We start from the raw sequence: 17,770 nt of genomic DNA on the forward strand, positions 1-17,770 counted from the left end.
GTTGGTTTATTGCCAAATCTACTAAATACCTAGAAAATCTAAATGTATGGTAAAGGAATTACGGCTTTATGATTGACAACGAGGTTATTTGCGAATTTTATAACTCTTGCCCCTCATTAATCCATCCTTTCATATTTGTAGCTGCATCCTTCGATGCAAATAACACTGGTTGGGGATAAAAGAAAATGGTCATTTTCAAATTCGATATGGAACGTAATCAAGCCTTCTTCGTTTTCGGCTACCAGCTCCGTATCTCCACAATCATAATCCAGTACCAAGTTTTCTCCATCAAGGGTATACCCGTCTTCATTACATTCTGGGTAATTGGTCGAAGTGAAACTTCCATCCGATAGGAATTCTATCTCTTCCCCATCTTCGATATCTACCCAATATTGTGGCCCACCGGAGCTAATGTATGCCGCAGTCAATTTCCATTTCCCTAAAATGGAAGTATTCGTTGGGTTTGGAGTATCAGTATCATCATTGTTGCATGCCGAAAATTGGCTCAACAATACAAGGACGAGCAAACTCGAGATTAACTTTTCCATACATGCGTTTTATGAAGAAGATGTAAATATTTCAATAAGTTGCGTCATCCAATATTCTATTCCAAGTCTTTGAAGATTCTTGATTCGGTTGTTCCCTTTCTAAAAATATGGTGCTGGGTCGCAGTAAAATAGTCCCTAAAAATCTGATTCAGCACATGACATTCAGTACTGGCCAAAATACCCAGACTTGGGTACAAGTTCAAAATACCCTGTGAAAGAAATTGTACGGATTTGGAAGCTTCATGGTGAACAGTATTGATGTATTTTTCTGAAAACGTGTGGCCCTGCTTTATGCTTCTTTCGATTTCAGTTGCAAAATCAGAAAGAAGAGCATCACACTTTCCAATGTAAACTTTCAGTTGATCGATATCTTCTGTTGAGCCACCTAGGATTGTAGCCTCTTCCATAAAATGTTCTGCCATCCCCACATAATTGCCCCATAATGTAAGGTCAGCAAACAAGGAAAAATGCACCTTGAAAATTGGGTGGGGCTGATGTACCTCATTGTACACAAAACTATACTTTTCATGGACCCATTGCTCTTCGACCCTAAATGAATGGGTGGCTGTTGCCTTAAGGCCCATGGTTTGCCAATCCTCTATGATTTCTACTTGGTTTCTATGGAGCAAAAAGGAACGAATCATGGGAGTGCCATCCTTTTGGATAACATCTTCTCCATTTTCTTGAATCTTGGCATTCAAGGTAAAGTGGGTAAGGTAAGGTGCCCCAGTTGCATATTTCCAAGTTCCTGAAATAACATATCCTTCTCCATCTTTCTCAGCGGTTCCAAAGACCCCTCCACTTCCTCCAAAACATATGGGTCTTTCAAAATCGATAAAAACATCTTCGGCTACTTCCTTCGGTAAATTACCTACAAAAAAGTTGGCCCCGCTGCACAAGGTAACGGTCCAGCCCAGGCTCCCATCCACTTTGGCCAGCAACCGTAGTTTTTTTAAACCATCGGACAAGGACATTTCCAGACCCCCATAACACTTGGGCACCCATAGGTTCCAAAGGTTTTCGTTGGCTATCCACTCCAACACTTCTTCGCTAAAAATCGGTTTTTTAAAATCCAACGTGTCAAGCTCCTGCATAGGTCTCGTTGTTTTTCTTATCAATGATTTTTTTCCATTTGATGTATCCCGAAATTGCAACGGTGAACAAAAAAGCGGTCAACCCAGCATAGATATAGAGCTCTTTATATATCAATAACGGAATGGACATGATGTTGCTAATATTCAGATAGACCCAATTTTCGATCTTTCGTTTGGCCATCAACCACATACCGGCCCATGCAAAGGCGCAGACCACGGCATCCCAATACGGCACGTCGGAGTCTGTATGCTGTCCGAGCCAATAGGCCATCAAAATAAAACACCCCACTACTATACCGATGGCGATACCGTGCTCTTTTCCTGTTGAATACGAAATGGGCGCTTCCTGTTTTTGTTTTCCCATCTTCCAATAAAACCAGCCGTAAATGCTCATCACCAAATAATACATATTGAGCAAGATATCCGCATATAATTGGGATTGATAGAGCACCCAAATACTGATTAGAATGGCAATAATGCCGAAAAGATAGTTGTGGATATTGTTCTGTCTGGCCAAAAGAACCTGAACCACTCCAAAAAGGGTTCCGATCCATTGTAGAACTACAAGTTGTGTACTATATTCCATTGTTTTGAGTAACCAACGTTCAAAAAATCATGGGGTACCCAAATTGGAATACGGGCAATATTTGCCTAAATCCCTACGCCAGCATTATCTGGATCAGGTGCGAAGTACTCGACTTCCGGGTATAATCTCAGCCCATTTAGGGCACCCCCATCTTCGGCGAAGGTAAAAATTATACTTTAAAGTAATGGATGTTCCAAGGCAGATTCACATAAACTTCCAAGGATGTTAATTACCCATACTTTTAAAAGAGTACCAAGAAACAAAATGCTTCTCGGCACTCTTCATGTGTTAAATATTGATATTCAGATAGACCGAAAATCTGCTTTTCACCTCAACCTTGCCATTGTTTAGATCTTGGGCAACGGGCAACATAGAGGACAGGCCGAGTGCATATTGCCTGTAATTTACCTCAACCCCCAACCTACTGAACAGGGCATTTCCGCCTGTATCATGTACTTCGAACCCAAATTCCTTATTTTTCTCAAAATGTTCCCCGCCGATTCCAGCTTGGGGCGTTAACGCGAAATTGGTTCCCAAATAATATGTTTTATAGACATTTAAGGCATAGTTGAACTGGTTTCCGAAACGATATTCTTTATCATTTTTGGTTTTGATGGTGTAGTTGACCATGGCAGAAAGACCCCAATTTCGATGGGTAACGCCGTAATTGGCTCCCAAAACATAGTCCCAACTACCAGTGCCCAGCTGAAAACTTGGGTTGACACTTCCTTCAAGGTTTTCCTCCTCAAACCTACCTGTGGGCATTTTTACACCGCCCCCCAATTGTAAAGTGTGCTGTGGCTTAATGGAAATGATACTGTCCGGTGTTTGTTTTAGGATTTGATAAAACCCGAGAACCGTGGCATCACCCAGCCCGTTGATATGCTGCTTCGTATCATCGGCAAACTCCCTGGAATGGAATTGATACGGCATCACCGCATTGATGATCAACCTTCTTCCAACCGGAATCTGTGTCCATAATTGGATGGTATTGAAATTCTCATCGATCCACGGAGAATTGGAGAAAATGCCATCCCGTGACCTATAGCGCTGTCCAATGTACCGAAGTCCTATAAAGTTATTGTTCAGTCCGGTGCCAAACCCCATACTTCCGCCATTGCCGCTACAACCGCAAACATCACAGAAATCGTCAAATTCCATCAAAGAGGACGAAATGGTCCGGTAACAAGGTCTTGCGGGCATTTCACTTGCTTGCATTACATAAATGCCCATTATAATCAGTAAAGCTGTTATTATATATGTTTTCATAAAATTAGTATTCGGCGAAACGTTCGACATTAATAAATTCGTCGTCGGTGAGTGTTCCCAAAAATGCGATCAAGGCCAGTTTTTCGGTATCGTCAAGGGAGATTCCAAGACCTTCTTCAGTTTTGAGCAAGGGATCTAGAGTAGGTGAATCCTCTACACCGCTTTGATAAAAATTCAATACGGATTCCAAACTGCCGAACCTGCCATCGTGCATATAGGGTGCGGTGAGCGACACATTTCTTAGACTGGGCACCTTGAATTTATAGTTATCGTTGGCACTCCCGCTCACTTCGGCACGTCCAATATCATTTATATTTGGATTTGGTGGAAGTCCATTATTCCTAAAACTTCCATCGGAAAAAAGGTCCGTAGTATGGCAGCTTGCACATTTTTCCTGAAAAACATGCATCCCTTGGAGTTCTTGCTTGGTTAAGGCCACACCGTCTTCTTTTCGCACATATTTGTCATATTTTGAATTATAGGAAACCATCATCACCATAAATTGGGCAATCGCCTTCAAAAAATTTTCGTGGTTGACTCCCCCTTCTTCAAAGGCAGCCTCGAATTCTTTTTGGTACTGACTATCGGCCTTTAATTTTTCCAACACACTCGTCATGGTCTCACCCATTTCAACTTCGTTTGTTATAGGAATTATGGGGAATAGGTCCAAATGACTGGTTGCCCCGTCCCAAGCAAATTCTCGAAAAAAGGCCATATTGGCCAAAGAAGGGGTGTTACGGGTTCCTTGCTTGTCGTCTATTCCATGGCTAAACTGATGGCCATGGTGCGTAAAAGAGAATCGCTGCTCATGACAAAATCCACATGAAATAAACCCATTAGCAGATAGTCTTCCATCGTAGAACAACTTTTTGCCCAATTCAAAACCGTATTTGGTCGGGGGATTTTCTTCCACATTGTAAACCATGGGTGGAAAATTGGTGGGCATGGTAACGGACAAACGTTCATTATCCTCTATGTTGATATATTCTCCATCATTATCATCACAGGCTCCCAACAATATCAGTAGGGTCGCCAAAAAAAGATACCTTGTTTTCATGTTTTTGATTTAAGGGCTGTCCGTAAAAGGACAGCCCAAAGTATCTTTTAATGTGAGCTTCCATCTCCGTTATGGACATGGTCCACACTGAACATATTCGCGGTATTTTCAGCAATCTTTGGTGATTTTTCCTCGCTCACCATGATCACAGCCTGTTCTGCCAGTGATATTTTGTTGTCCCCGTCCAGAATATTACCTGCATTGACCACTAGATGAATAATTGGGGTCATTTCATCGCTGACCAAAGCTTCGGTGCCCAAACTCAAGGTTGTCTCCTTATAGTTATCCAAGCTGGAGCCGTGGCTTCCCATATGAATTTGAAAATACGTGTTTTCTGGTACTGTTGATGAGGTGAACGTACCTTCAAAATTTAGGAACTTATATCCTGCTTGCCAAGACCACATCATGTCAGTACTTTCAGCTTCAGTCAATAAATCACCCTGGCCTTCGGCCCCCAAAAGGTATTTTTCTTGGTCCACTCCAATACCAAAGGTCATAGCGGTATACCTACCGGCAGGAATGTTCATCAAAACCACTTCGGTATTTCCAGTCTCTTCGCTTGTTATGAAATAGCCATATTCTTTAGGGTAAGTAAACACATTACCTTGGGTATCGGTAAGCCTAAAATTGCTCACTATGTAATTAAGGCGGTTTATGGTCAAGGTCTCAGCTTGGGAGTTGGTGTACGAAGAACCCAAAATAAGGTCGTCTCCTGCAACACTATTGTCAAATTCAATTATAACCCTTCCCTCTCCGGTTAGATTATCTCCGGGCGAATCGTCATCACTACAAGAGGTTACAGAAACAAATAGGAACAGTAAGGTGGATAATTTATATAATGATTTCATTTTAAATTCAAATATTAAGGTTTTGGGAAATCCATTATGGTAGTTGGATTTCCTGCTAAAAATTAAATGCATGGAACTGATGATGTACAACATATGCATCACCAAGAACCATTGCGCACAAGGCTATGATTCCCTTAGGGGAATAACCGTGTAACCAATAAAATTTGAATTAACAGTTGGGAGGGTGAAAAACAGATTGAGCGAACTGCCGAGGGTCTCTTGGGCTGAATTCAGGCAACTCATTCCTTTTTAAAATATGTTTAGCAAAATCACAGAAAAGAATATCCACAAAGCCAATGGGGTATTCTTCTAGATTGATAGATGGCAAATTTTGCTTTTTCTCGTCCTGTTCCTCTTGTAACATTTTGGCCAAATAACACTTTCCGTTACAATTCAACATGGGCTTGTCCTTGTTTACACAAAGGTATTCCGCAATGTAATCTTGGTTCACCACATATTCGAACACGGGCATAACAGGCCGTAACATGGCCATTATATATAAAAGTGTGAATACTATGGGAAGACTGCGGTTCGTCAACGAAAACGATTATTTGGTATTGCAAAGATAAAACAGGATAGTTGCAATCTTAAGAAGATCATGCAAATTAATTTTCTTTTTTAAGCGGCCAACAATTCCTTTTCCAATGCAATAAAATGGGTCGGGGCTCCCTTGGAACCATAGATTGGAAAGATGTCAATTTGGCAACGATAGGCTTCCCCATTCTTTCTATAATTTATTATGGCCCCTTTATAGCGATGATGGGACAAAAGCTGCTCTTTAATCTGCCTTTTGATCATTTTTGATGTTTCGGCTCCTTGCAGAAAACTAGGTTTTTTTCCCAATGCATATTTTTTATGGTAGCCTGTCATTTCTGAAAAACCCTCGTTTACCCAGACTATTGCTTGGTTTAAATCGGTAATCACCAAGGCATCATAATCCTCTACCTTTATGATCTGTTGGATGTTGTGGTCAATATCGTTTCTCAAGAGTGATTTGATCTGCTTCAAATCAACTTCTTTTTTGAGTTGCAGCATCAACTTGTGATAGCTTTCCAAATAAAAATCGAAACTGAGCAGGGGTGAAATACGGATGTTACTGTCGTCTATCATGGTTCATAGATTAAGGGGCCAATACGCATATCGGCCCCATTAGTTTTAATTTTAATTTGATGGTTGGCCGACAGTTTCCCTCATCTGCTGCGCTGCAGAGACCATTATTTTAAGGGCACTGATGGTTTCCTCCCAACCTCTGGTTTTTAGCCCGCAATCGGGATTCACCCACAATTTGGATGCTGGAAGTACATGTTCTGCTTTTTGCAATAATTTGATGATTTCCTCCTTGGACGGAACCCTTGGGGAATGGATGTCATACACCCCGGGACCAATATCGTTGGGATAATCAAACTCTGAAAAGGCATCCAACAGTTCCATTTGGGAACGGGAGCATTCTATGGTTATCACATCGGCATCCATATCCGCAATGCTCTGGATAATGTCGTTGAACTCGGAATAACACATATGGGTGTGGATTTGGGTGGAATCCTTCACACCGCTGGTGGACAGTTTAAAGGCTCCTATCGCCCAGTTCAAATACTTTTCCCAGTCCTTTTTACGCAAGGGCAGACCTTCGCGAATCGCTGGTTCGTCTACTTGGATTATATTGATGCCCTCCTTTTCCAAATCAAGTACTTCGTCCAAAATGGCCAATGCAATTTGTTCGCAGGTCACGGAACGTGCCTGGTCATCACGGACAAAGGACCATTGCAAAATGGTTACCGGCCCAGTGAGCATTCCCTTTACCGGCTTGTCGGTCAATGATTGTGCAAAGGATGTCCAGAAAACCGTCATGGGAACAGGCCTTGAAACATCTCCGTAAACAATAGGTGGCTTTACACAGCGCGAACCGTAACTCTGCACCCAACCGTTTTGGGTAAAGGTAAAACCTTCCAACTGTTCTCCAAAGTACTCTACCATATCGTTGCGTTCAAATTCTCCATGAACGGGAACATCTAGACCGATTTCTTCCTGTAAACCAATGGCATCGGTTGTTTTTTCCATCAAAAAATTCACGTAGGCTTGCTCTTCAAGCGCTCCTTTTTTGAACATGGACCTATTTCGCCTTACCTCTTGGGTCTGCGGAAAAGAACCAATGGTTGTGGTAGGAAACAGTGGTAATTTTAAATGCTCTTCCTGAAGAACCTTTCGTTGATCGAATGAAGAATCCCTAGAGTAATCTCTTTCTTCCAACTGTTCCATACGTTGTTTTACCTTGGGTTTATGGATCAATTTGGAACTACGTCTTTTTTCCATGGAAGCTGCATTGTCCAAAAATAGCTGTTGGGACTTGTAGTCAAGATTGCTCGCCAGTATTTTCAAGCTTTGGAGCTCTTCCAATTTCTGTTTGGCAAACGCCATCCAGTCCTTTACTTCGGTTGATAGAAGCCCTTCATTTTGCTCTAGATTTAAATCATTGGGAACATGAAGCAACGAACAGGACGGTGAAATAATGATACGTTCTTCCCCTAATTTTTCTTTGGCTTTCTGAATAAGCCGCAACGAGGATTCAAAATCATTTTTCCAAACATTGCGCCCATCAATGACACCTAATGACAAAGACGTGTTTTCTTTTAGCTTTCCCGATTCCAAAACTTGATCCAACTGACCTTGTCCTCGCTTCAAATCCAAATGCAGGGCACAAACAGGTAGGTTTAGGACAGTATCAAGGTTATTGCCATAATCACCAAAATAACCGGCCAATAGGATTTTTAGGTTCGAAAATGCTTCTGTAATTCCATTATAGACTTTACCGATTGCTTCTTTTTCTTTTTCTGAAAGATCTGTAGAGAGCATGGGCTCATCAAATTGAATCCACGTTGCTCCGGCATCTGCCAGCATTTTCAAAATGGAATGATAGACAGGAATCAGTTTTGGTAAAAGATCAAGACGATGAAAGTCTTCCTCCTTTTCCTTGCCCAACAATAAATAAGTCACTGGACCCAAAAGCACAGGTTTTGTATGTATCCCGAGATGTTTGGCCTCCTGAAACTCTTTTACAATTTTTTGGGAAACCAGTTCAAATTCTTGGTCTTTTGTAAATTCTGGAACAATGTAATGGTAATTGGTATCGAACCATTTGGTCATTTCCATGGCGATAACATCCACTCCATCCTTTTGTAAGCCCCTGGCCATTGCAAAATAAAGGTCCAAAATATTTTTGCTTGACTTTTTGGCGTTTTTGTAACGATCAGGAATGGCTCCGACCATTAACGTAGTGTCCAAAACTTGATCGTAAAAGGAGAAATCGTTGGATGGAACAAGGTCGATTCCCCTCTCTTTTTGCAGCTTCCAGTTTTCCGCACGTATACTTTTACCGACTTCTACAAGGTCTTCCAAAGAGATTTTGTTCGACCAATACTTTTCGCAAGCTCTTTTCAGCTCACGGTGGGCCCCAATTCTAGGGTAGCCCAAATTGCTTGTTTTCATTGCTAAAGCTTTTATAAAATTGAATAATTAGATAAAAGCTCCTTAGCTCAACTTCGCAATGCCTTGAACAAGAAGAACGCAGATGGAATTGGCCCAAGGTTCTGGGTAAATTTCAAACGTTCGACCTGCCCTTTACGCGAAGGCACCGTCAAAATCCTACAAAGTAGGAACGATATAGGCAGGTATCCTGGCTTGTTCGATTTCTGCCGCCTTCTCATCCACTATATATGGTGGACAATGGCTTAATTGGCAAAAACATGCTATCCCAAAAATGGAATCGGACTTACAGTTGCGCGTCAGCTCGTGATTTACACACGATTCCCTTTTAATCCCGACAATGACTTGTCGGGAACCCCTATCGTTTTGATAAAGAAATTAAGTAAAGAACTTATTTAGGTGTAAATGTATGCAATATTATTTTCCTTTTATCTCTGTGTACATCTTCTTTATATGGTCAACCCATTGTACCCATTAAGTAATTATAATATTTGGATTTCTGTCCCATGCTTTTCCATAATCAAAATAACCATTTTGGAATCTACGTCGGAACCAACACTCTCTACACGGAGAATATTATCACAATCCTCCAAATCAAAATTGATCTCATAGCAAGGGAATTCCTCTTGGAGTTTATCCAAAAGGAATTCAGCTTGTTCAATGGATGATACAGAGGTGGAAAACACCTCCACTGTTTTTGTAGATTGCTCGATAAAACTACTGTGCATAGCGTTTTTCTGTAAATTTTTGAAAGATTATTAAAATTCAGGGTTGTAGTTGATCATCCAATGAACACCAAACTGATCTACGAAACTTCCGAAGTAATCTCCCCAAAATTGATCGGCCATGGGCATTTCTATATCACCATTTTGAGAAAGTCCATTGAACAAACGATCAGCTTCTTCTTTACTGTTGGGATGTAACGATAGGTAAACGTTGTTACCATTGTTCAGGGAATGGCCCATGGAAGGTAAAATATCCGACGCCATTAATGTGATGTCCTTGGAAATGGGTAGCGAGATATGCATGATACGGTCCTTTTCCTCCTCTGGCATTTTATCGCTGTCCGGGGCATCGCTCATTTTCATGACTGCTGTAAAATCTCCACCAAATACTGACTTGTAAAAATTAAAGGCTTCTTCGGCATTTCCGTTAAAATTTAAATAAGGACTTAGTTTCATTGTGTAAGGTTTTTAAATTAATGTGATATATGTGTTTATAATGACTTTTCTGCGAGTTCCTTTACTTTCTCCAGCGCTTTTGGCCAAGTTTCCTCGAAAAAGTTCTTGTACTCTTCGATTGTCTCCATTTCTATCCGTAATAGAGTTCCTTCATCGACCGACTCTAGCGTATAATCTTCTGTTGCTCCTGCCCATTGATTGGCCTCCTTACTTTCAAAGTTTTCAATACCTCCCTCAACAACTCCCAAATGTTCTATGGTCATTCGTTCATTGGGTATGTTCCGTTTGATTCGACTTACCATGCCTCTCCCTTCGGGGCCGAGAAAAAGAACCTTGCTTCCTTCCTGTCAATCGGTTTCGGCGAAAGATCCTTCTGCAAAAACAGTTGTCCATTTTCGATAGGTGCTATCGTTCCAAAGTATTTGCCATACTTTTTTGGGTGTAGCCTTAATTGTTATTTTAAATTTCTGAAGTATCATTATTTAATTGAATTTTAATGGGTTAACCATTCAAATTACAAAACAAATTGAACAAATGCCCATCCAAATCGGCAAAAACTCCAACGTAATAACCATTTTCGTCATAAAACTTTTTGCTGTCCTTTCTAGGATCATATCTAATGCTCCCTCCTAACTTTTTTACGGTATCCAACCAATCGTGAATCTCTTCCTTCCCCTCTGCGGAAAGGGTAAACATAATTTCGTTGCCCTGGCTCAGATCGGCCATTTCTCCCTCGAGACTTGTCTTCAATTTTTCCTTCTCAAAAAAGTGAATCACAAAATCATCCTCGCCAAACAGAAAACTTACCAAATCATTTGTAGGCATTCCATTTTGCTTAATTCCCAATGCCAGATAAAATTCCTGTGTCCGTTCCACATTTTCTACGCCAAGGTTTGCCCAGATTTTTTTAGGTATCATGCTGTAATGTATTTAATGATTTGTTCCAGTTGATGGATATGGCGCTGTGTATGTACGGTATTGAAACCTATCCATTCCAGGCGGGTGAACGGACCGTATTCAGGGATTTCAAAATCCAAACATGTTTTTGAGAGGTCCATATCCTTGCAGTTTTGGTTCACCCATTCAATTTTCTTCTTCAAACTGGTCAGGAGGTCTTTCTTGTCAATTTGTCCATCGGTTGGTTCCACGGCTTTGGGTGAGTCCATTTTTATATCAAAGTTTAAAAACAGTTCGCGTATTTCTTTCATTTTTTGATCAGGGGCACGCTTGGTCTCCTCGGTAGTTCCCATCAAAATATTGGATACATTATAAGATTTATCCAAATGATCACCGATCTGTCCCGCTGTCCAGCTTCCATTTGCAGGTCTTGAATTGAGTTGCTCATTGGTCAATGAGGAAAGCAATCCTACAAGTTTTGATGTTGTTGTATCATATTCTTTTAAAACTACTCTGTCATCCATTTTATTAAGGTTTATAGGTTAGTAGTATATTGCCACATGCAAAAGGTTTGGTTTCAACCAAAGTGAGTGTATAACCTTTCTTGGTTTGGAACAATGGAGTTCCTTCACCAAGTGCTACTGGATTTACAATAAGTCTATACTCATCTATCAGGTTATGCTCCATAAACGATGAAGCCAAATCGGCTCCTGCAAATAGTACCATATTCTTTCCCTGTTTATTTTTTTCCTTTGTAATTTCTTCCACGAGATTATTCTTCAATATTCTTGCATTCATCTTAGCCTCTTGCAATGTAGTGGAGCAAACTATTTTAGGGGTTTGATTCATAATATCGGCAAATTCACCTTCTTGCCCGGGCCAATAATCAAGCATTAATTCATACGATTTTCTACCATAAATAAAAGTATCCACAGTTTTTAAAAACTCCATCATATAGGCCTGCATCTCATCGTTCCAAAAGTGCCAATCAATATTGTTGTTCACACCTTCAATATAACCATCAAGGGACATTAACATTGATAATACAACTTGCCTCATCGCTTTATTTTTTATCTAATATTCAACAGGTTACCAAAGATACAGGTACCAATCCGTACTTTAGAGGTACATTTACGTCAATATCACGGGTTGATTACGACAAGATGTTGATCTACCTTTGAGTCAACCACAATCCATTGATTTTGTAATATGAAACATATTTCGATACTTGTTCCCGAAGGCGATTCCAGCCTGAGCAATTTAGAGGCCACCTTTAAAATGTTCAATATGACCAATGATGCCTTGAAAAAAGCTGGTAAAGCTCCATTGTTCTCTACACATCTTGTGGGCACCCATAACAAAGCAAGGTTGAGTAATGGAATGTTCAGCATTATACCCAATACCACAATTGATGAGGTAGACAAAACGGATTTGATCATAATCCCTGCCATACATGGCGATTACAAGGAGGTGGTTGCCAAAAACGGGGCATTTATACCTTGGATCAAACAACAGTATGGTAATGGTGCCGAGGTCGCCAGTTTGTGCATTGGTGCGTTTATATTGGCCGGCACCGGTTTGCTGGATGGACGGGATTGTGCTACCCATTGGCTGGCTGCAAGTGAATTTAGGGCCATGTATCCAGAAGTTAACCTGATCGATGACAAAATCATTACCGACTCAAATGGATTGTATACCAGTGGAGGAGCCTATTCATCTTTAAACCTGAATCTTTATTTGGTCGAAAAATTTGCTGGCCGAGAAATGGCCGTCTTATCATCAAAAATTTTTGAGATTGATATCAGCCGTGCCAGCCAATCGCCCTTTATTATTTTTAAAGGTCAAAAATCCCACAACGATAAAGAAGTTTTGAAAGCCCAAGAGTTTATAGAAAAAAATTACTTGGATAAGATTACCGTGGATGAACTTTCCGAAAAAGTTGCCGTGAGTCGACGCACTTTTGAGAGACGTTTTAAAAAAGCAACTTCGAACACGGTCATCGAATACTTGCAACGGGTTAAGGTAGAGGCCGCAAAAAAGGAGCTGGAAAAAGGAAGAAAAACCGTCAATGAAGTTATGTATGATGTGGGATACAATGACCCAAAGGCCTTTAGGGATGTTTTTAAGAAACATACTAGGGTCACTCCTCTGGAATACTTGAACAAATACAGTAGAGTCAATTGAAGTAGTTATGAAACTCCATCAGGGCAGCGGTTGAATCTTGCTCATAACCACTAAAATATTGACCCTATCGAAAATATCTTCCAGTATACCCTATTTTTTCGATACCTTTTATTCAAACCCACTTTTGTAAAGAATAGAGAACACTTTGATATGCAACTTCCCTCTCATACCAGATACAGGCCAACTGCACCTTTGTTGATATGGGATGGACAATGTGGTTTTTGTAAATATTGGGTGATTTGGCTTAAGCAATTAACAGGAAAATCGGTCCTGTATACCCCTTACCAACAAATTCATCAAGCCATCGAAGAGATTCCAAAAAATGCGTTCAAAAAGGCTGTACGTCTCATAGATACAAATGGTAAAATTTATAGCGGTGCGGGTGCGGCATATAAAATCTTGGAAAAAACCTCAACATGGAGCTTTCTTATTTCGTGGTACAAAAACAACTTCTTGATTAGGGATTTCAGTGATTTTTTTTATCGATTCGTTTCAAATCACCGTTCTGCCCTGCTAACGATCACTAAATTACTATTTGGTAAAAACCCAACAAGACTCCAACATTTTTGGATAATTTATCTGGTGTTGTTCCTATTTGCGATTATCTTAATCGTTAAGCTATTACCATCCTAGCCTCATTCCTTTTGCAGTGAACCTTTTAAAGCCAATCCGATTTGATGTGATTGGGACAATTTTCGTTTCAATTAGAGCAAAGTTTTCTATTGATCACTCCTAATTTTTAAGAAACCATAAGGGTTGTCACCGATTTAAAACACTATAAATCAAAAAGTAACACTGACAGCATATTCATTTAAAAAAAGAGAAGCATGGAAAAAAAAGGTGAAAAAACAAACTGGAAAGCAAAGGATAGTGCCCCTATGCCAACCAAAGGCAGAAAAGGTGCCAATTTTAGAAACAGAACTACAAACAGCCAAAGAAACAGGTTTCCTTGGGTAATGATTATTTCAGTTTTGATCATATTGGGAGTCATTGCCTTTATTCTGCTATTTGTCGGAGGCGTAGCTTCAAATTAGGGAGCAGCGGAATGTCCACATTATCTATCAAGCGTTTTTTTTTACAGTCTTAGTTTTAATAGAAAGGATATAACAAAAACTATTGCCATTTGATAACAATAGGATTTTCAATTCAATACAATTCTTTAATTTTAGAATTTTTAATCCATATTATCTAAATCAGCTAGTAATGGAACCTCGCATTACAAACTGTTTCTGGACATTGTTGTTTTGGCTTGTTTTTAGCTTCAGTATCTTTTCCCAAGACAAACCAAACCAGCAACAAACAAGTCCCGAGACAAAAATAATCGATAGCATAGCCCAACAGGGGTATGATTTATGGATAAGAGACCCCGCGGAGTCAGTGAAGTTGGGCCAGCAAGCCTATGCATTGGCTGATGAAATAAAGTATTCCAAGGGTGCCGCTTTCGCCAAAAGGGTGTCAGGAGTAGGACATTGGACCCTCGGTGAGTCAAAAAATGCTCTCTTTGACCTGTATGAAGGACTGGAACTGTATGAAGCTTTAAAAGACCTTGAGGGGGCCTCCAACATAAAATTAAATATAGGCATGGTTTATGCCGATATCGATGAAGATTCGTTAGCCCTTAAAAATTACCGCGAAGCCATCAATGGATTTAGTCAGCTAAATTTGGAAAACAGGGTTGCCACTGCGTATACCAAGCTGGGGACTCTACAAATGGAAACCGGACGGTTGGACAAAGCCCATACCAATATCAGCAATGCACTTAATATTCATACCAAAAACAATTTTCAATATGGTATGGCAGAGGCTCACAATCGGTTGGGCCGTGTATATTTGGAACAGGGCGACCTCGAACAGGCCAATTACCATCTTAGGCAATCGTTGACTCTTGGGCGAAGAATAGACGATAAAGATGGTATGGTGAGCAACCTGCTTCAATTTGGCAGAATGTTTACCATGGAAAAAGAATATGAGTTGGCCGACATGCATTTTAAGCTAGCACTGAGCAGGGCCAATGAAATGAACCTGAAAAATTATCAATTGTCAATTTTAAAAAATTTAGCCGATCTTAAAAGACAGATCCAACAAAACGACTCGGCCCTTTACTATTTTTCCCGATATGTAGATTTAAAGGATTCTCTCTTTACTATTAAAAAATCCCATCAAATTGCCGGTTTAGAATTCAGGAACGAACTAGAGCAAAAAACAAACGAACTGGAACAGCTTTCCAAAAGGCAGCAATTGAGCAAAACCATACAATGGATACTGATCGGCGGTATTTGGATTATTGCCCTATTATCTTTCTTCCTTATCAAAAGCATGAGGCAACGTTCAAAAAACCAAAAGCATTTGCTGAAACAACAAAACATTATTGCCCAAAAAGAACTGGAAAACCAACAGCTCAAAGGTATGGACCTTGAGGGTGAATTGAATGCCAAAAACCGAGAACTCACTTCATATGCCATGAACTTTGTTCAAAAAAATCAGTTATTGGATGAGTTCCAGAACAAAATACAAGAGGCAAAAAAAGCAACTACATTAAATCAGGTCAGCAAAATTATGACCGATATGGAAAGAACCATAAAAATAAACCAAGGCAAGGAAAAGGATTGGGAAGACTTTAAACAACATTTTGAAAATGTACATCCTGAATTTTTCACCAATTTAAAGCAACAATTCCCTGGTTTAAGTGCGAATGACTTAAAAGTTGCCGCACTGACCAGGCTCAATTTATCCATTAAAGAGGCTTCCAATATCCTCGGGATCTCCCCGGAGAGTACAAAAACAGCTCGCTACAGACTCAGAAAGAAGTTGAACCTGCCTCCGGAAAAGGATCTTTTTGATTTTTTGTTGAATTTTAAATAAAAAATAATTTTTTGGTTTTCAACACTTTACAATATTAGGAATACATTTTGTCTACCTAATGTCTACCTGATAGGCGATCAAGTCTACTTCTTATTCTTACGCTGTACACTCCATATACCTCCCTCTTTTTTTTGATTTAAAATTGTCACGCTAGGTTTGCGCTCTCAAAATCAGCGGGATACACCCGTGTTTATTCATCATTTCAAAAATCAATTAAAAATGAAACGACAATTATTTATTGAGGCCTATCAATCCAACGAAGGATTATGGGCCATTAAGAAGAGAAGGAAAATGGAGTTCAACGCTAAGTTTAAATCTAAAATTTAACAATCATGGAGACACTACAAAATTTACCCACACCGTTAGAAATTTTATTGGATCCTATCTCCTTGGTTGTCCTGGGGATTTATGCGAGCTTAATGATTTGGGAGGCGTTGTTTCCTGCCAGGGAACTACCAAAGGTCAAGAATTGGAAAACGAGAGGACTGCTCACCTTCACAGTATTTTTTTACCTGTCCAGTTATTTACCTCTAATTTGGGACGGTTATATATCCAAATACCAACTTTTTGATTTGTCCTTCTTGGGAGATCTAGGAGGTGCGGTAGTAGGTGTACTTATTTATGAATTTGGTCTGTTTCTTTGGCATTACAGCCTTCATAAAAGCGATTTTCTATGGAAAGTTTTCCATCAAATGCACCATAGTGCAGAACGTATAGATACGTACGGTGCCTTTTACTTTAGCCCAATGGACATGGCAGGTTTTACACTTTTAGGAAGTCTTTGCCTAGTTGGAATTACTGGCTTTACTCCTGGAGCATCAACCATTATCTTGTTGACAACCGTGTTTTTGGGCATTTTTCAGCACAGTAATATTGTTACCCCGCAATGGTTGGGATATCTCATCCAACGACCTGAAAGTCACACCGTACACCATGCCAAGGGTATACATGCGTACAATTATTCCGACCTGCCCATTTTCGATATCATCTTTGGTACTTTCAACAACCCCAAGGGTTATTCACATGAAACTGGATTCTATGATGGAGCTTCAAAAAGAATTAAGGAAATGCTTTTTTTCAAGGATATAAGCAAGGAAAATCAATCAAAATAGAAAATGAAGAATAGTATTGTTGGAATAGTATTAGTGGTGATGTCCCTTGTATCATGTACATCGGATGATATCTCCGGCTCAGGTGTACTCACTACGAAAAACAGGGAACTCAATGCATTCATTGCTGTTTCAGTAGATGGGATAACAAATGTGAACATTGTTCAAGGTAATGCCCAAAGTGTGAAAATAACGGCCGATGACAACATCATCGGCCTTGTTAAAACAGAAATCAAAGACGGTATCTTGGAAATTTACCTGACTTCGGGACATAACTATAAAAATATTGATGTAAGCCTCGAAATTATGGCAAAAGCATTGAACGGTGTTGCCAATAAAGGTTCTGGCACATTGAAAGTTGTCAACGTGGAAAGTCCAGAGTTTTATTTGGATAATTTGGGTTCTGGCGACATCAGCCTCTCGGGAACATCAAACACATTACGTATAGAAAACGAAGGAAGTGGCAGAATTTCCGGATTTTCATTTTTAGCCGATAAGTCTGCAATAGACATCATGGGTTCCGGAGATGTAGAAATCAGCTGTACGGACGAACTTGACGTGAAAATCGATGGCAGTGCCAAAGTATTCTACAAAGGAAATCCACACGTAACCAAAAATATCTTGGGAAGCGGAAATGTGATTGATGAAAACTAAA

The 17,770-nt window shown here is 40.0% G+C and carries 21 protein-coding genes and 1 riboswitch; of the genes, 6 read left to right on the forward strand and 15 right to left on the reverse strand.

Going from position 1 to position 17,770, the window contains the following annotated elements:
• Positions 1-116: 116 nt before the first annotated feature.
• The 15 genes from GUA46_RS10090 to GUA46_RS10160 all read right to left on the reverse strand — a co-directional run bounded on the left by GUA46_RS10090 (position 117) and on the right by GUA46_RS10160 (position 12,019).
• Positions 117-548, reverse strand: a complete 432-nt coding sequence (locus GUA46_RS10090) for a hypothetical protein (RefSeq protein WP_176620381.1) — start codon at positions 546-548, stop codon at positions 117-119.
• Between the two features lie 56 nt (positions 549-604).
• Positions 605-1,642: an acyl-CoA dehydrogenase family protein gene (locus tag GUA46_RS10095; RefSeq protein WP_176620382.1), complete on the reverse strand. Its 1,038-nt coding sequence runs from the start codon at positions 1,640-1,642 to the stop codon at positions 605-607.
• Positions 1,629-2,228, reverse strand: coding sequence for a nicotinamide riboside transporter PnuC (gene pnuC, locus GUA46_RS10100; RefSeq protein WP_176620383.1), 600 nt, complete (start codon positions 2,226-2,228; stop codon positions 1,629-1,631). The genes GUA46_RS10095 and pnuC overlap by 14 nt, the downstream gene beginning before the upstream one ends.
• Before the next feature lie 288 nt (positions 2,229-2,516).
• The gene (locus GUA46_RS10105) at positions 2,517-3,497 is read right to left on the reverse strand and encodes a transporter (RefSeq protein WP_176620384.1); all 981 of its coding nucleotides are present in this window, start codon (positions 3,495-3,497) and stop codon (positions 2,517-2,519) included.
• A gap of 4 nt (positions 3,498-3,501) precedes the next feature.
• Entirely contained in the window at positions 3,502-4,554 is a 1,053-nt protein-coding gene (locus tag GUA46_RS10110; protein ID WP_176620385.1) for a cytochrome-c peroxidase, read from the reverse strand.
• 47 nt (positions 4,555-4,601) lie between these two features.
• A complete protein-coding gene (locus GUA46_RS10115) occupies positions 4,602-5,402 on the reverse strand; it encodes an MbnP family protein (RefSeq protein ID WP_176620386.1) in 801 nt (266 codons plus the stop codon).
• A gap of 169 nt (positions 5,403-5,571) precedes the next feature.
• Entirely contained in the window at positions 5,572-5,895 is a 324-nt protein-coding gene (locus GUA46_RS10120) for a hypothetical protein (protein ID WP_229418483.1), read from the reverse strand.
• Between the two features lie 125 nt (positions 5,896-6,020).
• Positions 6,021-6,512 (reverse strand): PAS domain-containing protein, encoded by a 492-nt coding sequence (locus GUA46_RS10125; protein ID WP_176620387.1) that lies wholly within the window; start codon positions 6,510-6,512, stop codon positions 6,021-6,023.
• A 51-nt stretch (positions 6,513-6,563) separates the two neighbouring features.
• Positions 6,564-8,885, reverse strand: a complete 2,322-nt coding sequence (metE, locus tag GUA46_RS10130) for a 5-methyltetrahydropteroyltriglutamate--homocysteine S-methyltransferase (protein WP_176620388.1) — start codon at positions 8,883-8,885, stop codon at positions 6,564-6,566.
• A 160-nt stretch (positions 8,886-9,045) separates the two neighbouring features.
• A riboswitch (cobalamin riboswitch) is annotated at positions 9,046-9,257 on the reverse strand.
• Positions 9,258-9,364: 107 nt separating this feature from the next.
• Positions 9,365-9,610, reverse strand: a complete 246-nt coding sequence (locus tag GUA46_RS10135) for a hypothetical protein (RefSeq protein ID WP_176620389.1) — start codon at positions 9,608-9,610, stop codon at positions 9,365-9,367.
• 30 nt (positions 9,611-9,640) lie between these two features.
• Complete coding sequence (locus GUA46_RS10140) at positions 9,641-10,063, reverse strand: VOC family protein (protein WP_176620390.1); 423 nt, start codon at positions 10,061-10,063, stop codon at positions 9,641-9,643.
• Between the two features lie 35 nt (positions 10,064-10,098).
• Positions 10,099-10,326, reverse strand: a complete 228-nt coding sequence (locus GUA46_RS16830; protein WP_229418484.1) for a hypothetical protein — start codon at positions 10,324-10,326, stop codon at positions 10,099-10,101.
• Positions 10,327-10,564: 238 nt separating this feature from the next.
• A complete protein-coding gene (locus GUA46_RS10150; RefSeq protein ID WP_108244506.1) occupies positions 10,565-10,981 on the reverse strand; it encodes a VOC family protein in 417 nt (138 codons plus the stop codon).
• Entirely contained in the window at positions 10,978-11,484 is a 507-nt protein-coding gene (locus GUA46_RS10155; RefSeq protein WP_108244505.1) for a DinB family protein, read from the reverse strand. Before GUA46_RS10155 ends, GUA46_RS10150 begins: the two co-directional genes overlap by 4 nt.
• Positions 11,485-11,488: 4 nt before the next feature.
• On the reverse strand, positions 11,489-12,019 hold the full coding sequence (locus tag GUA46_RS10160; RefSeq protein ID WP_176620391.1) for a dihydrofolate reductase family protein: 531 nt from the start codon (positions 12,017-12,019) through the stop codon (positions 11,489-11,491).
• 150 nt (positions 12,020-12,169) lie between these two features.
• Here GUA46_RS10160 and GUA46_RS10165 point away from each other — a divergent pair, with 150 nt between their 5' ends.
• From GUA46_RS10165 to GUA46_RS10190, 6 genes are all read left to right on the forward strand, one after another.
• Positions 12,170-13,144, forward strand: a complete 975-nt coding sequence (locus tag GUA46_RS10165) for a GlxA family transcriptional regulator (RefSeq protein WP_108244503.1) — start codon at positions 12,170-12,172, stop codon at positions 13,142-13,144.
• 192 nt (positions 13,145-13,336) lie between these two features.
• Positions 13,337-13,777, forward strand: a complete 441-nt coding sequence (locus GUA46_RS10170) for a thiol-disulfide oxidoreductase DCC family protein (RefSeq protein WP_176620392.1) — start codon at positions 13,337-13,339, stop codon at positions 13,775-13,777.
• 194 nt (positions 13,778-13,971) lie between these two features.
• Entirely contained in the window at positions 13,972-14,178 is a 207-nt protein-coding gene (locus GUA46_RS10175; protein WP_176620393.1) for a hypothetical protein, read from the forward strand.
• 169 nt (positions 14,179-14,347) lie between these two features.
• Complete coding sequence (locus GUA46_RS10180) at positions 14,348-16,006, forward strand: tetratricopeptide repeat protein (RefSeq protein WP_176620394.1); 1,659 nt, start codon at positions 14,348-14,350, stop codon at positions 16,004-16,006.
• A 332-nt stretch (positions 16,007-16,338) separates the two neighbouring features.
• Positions 16,339-17,118 (forward strand): sterol desaturase family protein, encoded by a 780-nt coding sequence (locus tag GUA46_RS10185; RefSeq protein WP_176620395.1) that lies wholly within the window; start codon positions 16,339-16,341, stop codon positions 17,116-17,118.
• Between the two features lie 3 nt (positions 17,119-17,121).
• Positions 17,122-17,769, forward strand: a complete 648-nt coding sequence (locus GUA46_RS10190) for a GIN domain-containing protein (protein WP_176620396.1) — start codon at positions 17,122-17,124, stop codon at positions 17,767-17,769.
• Position 17,770 lies beyond the last annotated feature (1 nt).

This window comes from Flagellimonas chongwuensis (assembly GCF_013376415.1).
Taxonomy (GTDB): Bacteria; Bacteroidota; Bacteroidia; order Flavobacteriales; family Flavobacteriaceae; genus Flagellimonas; species Flagellimonas chongwuensis.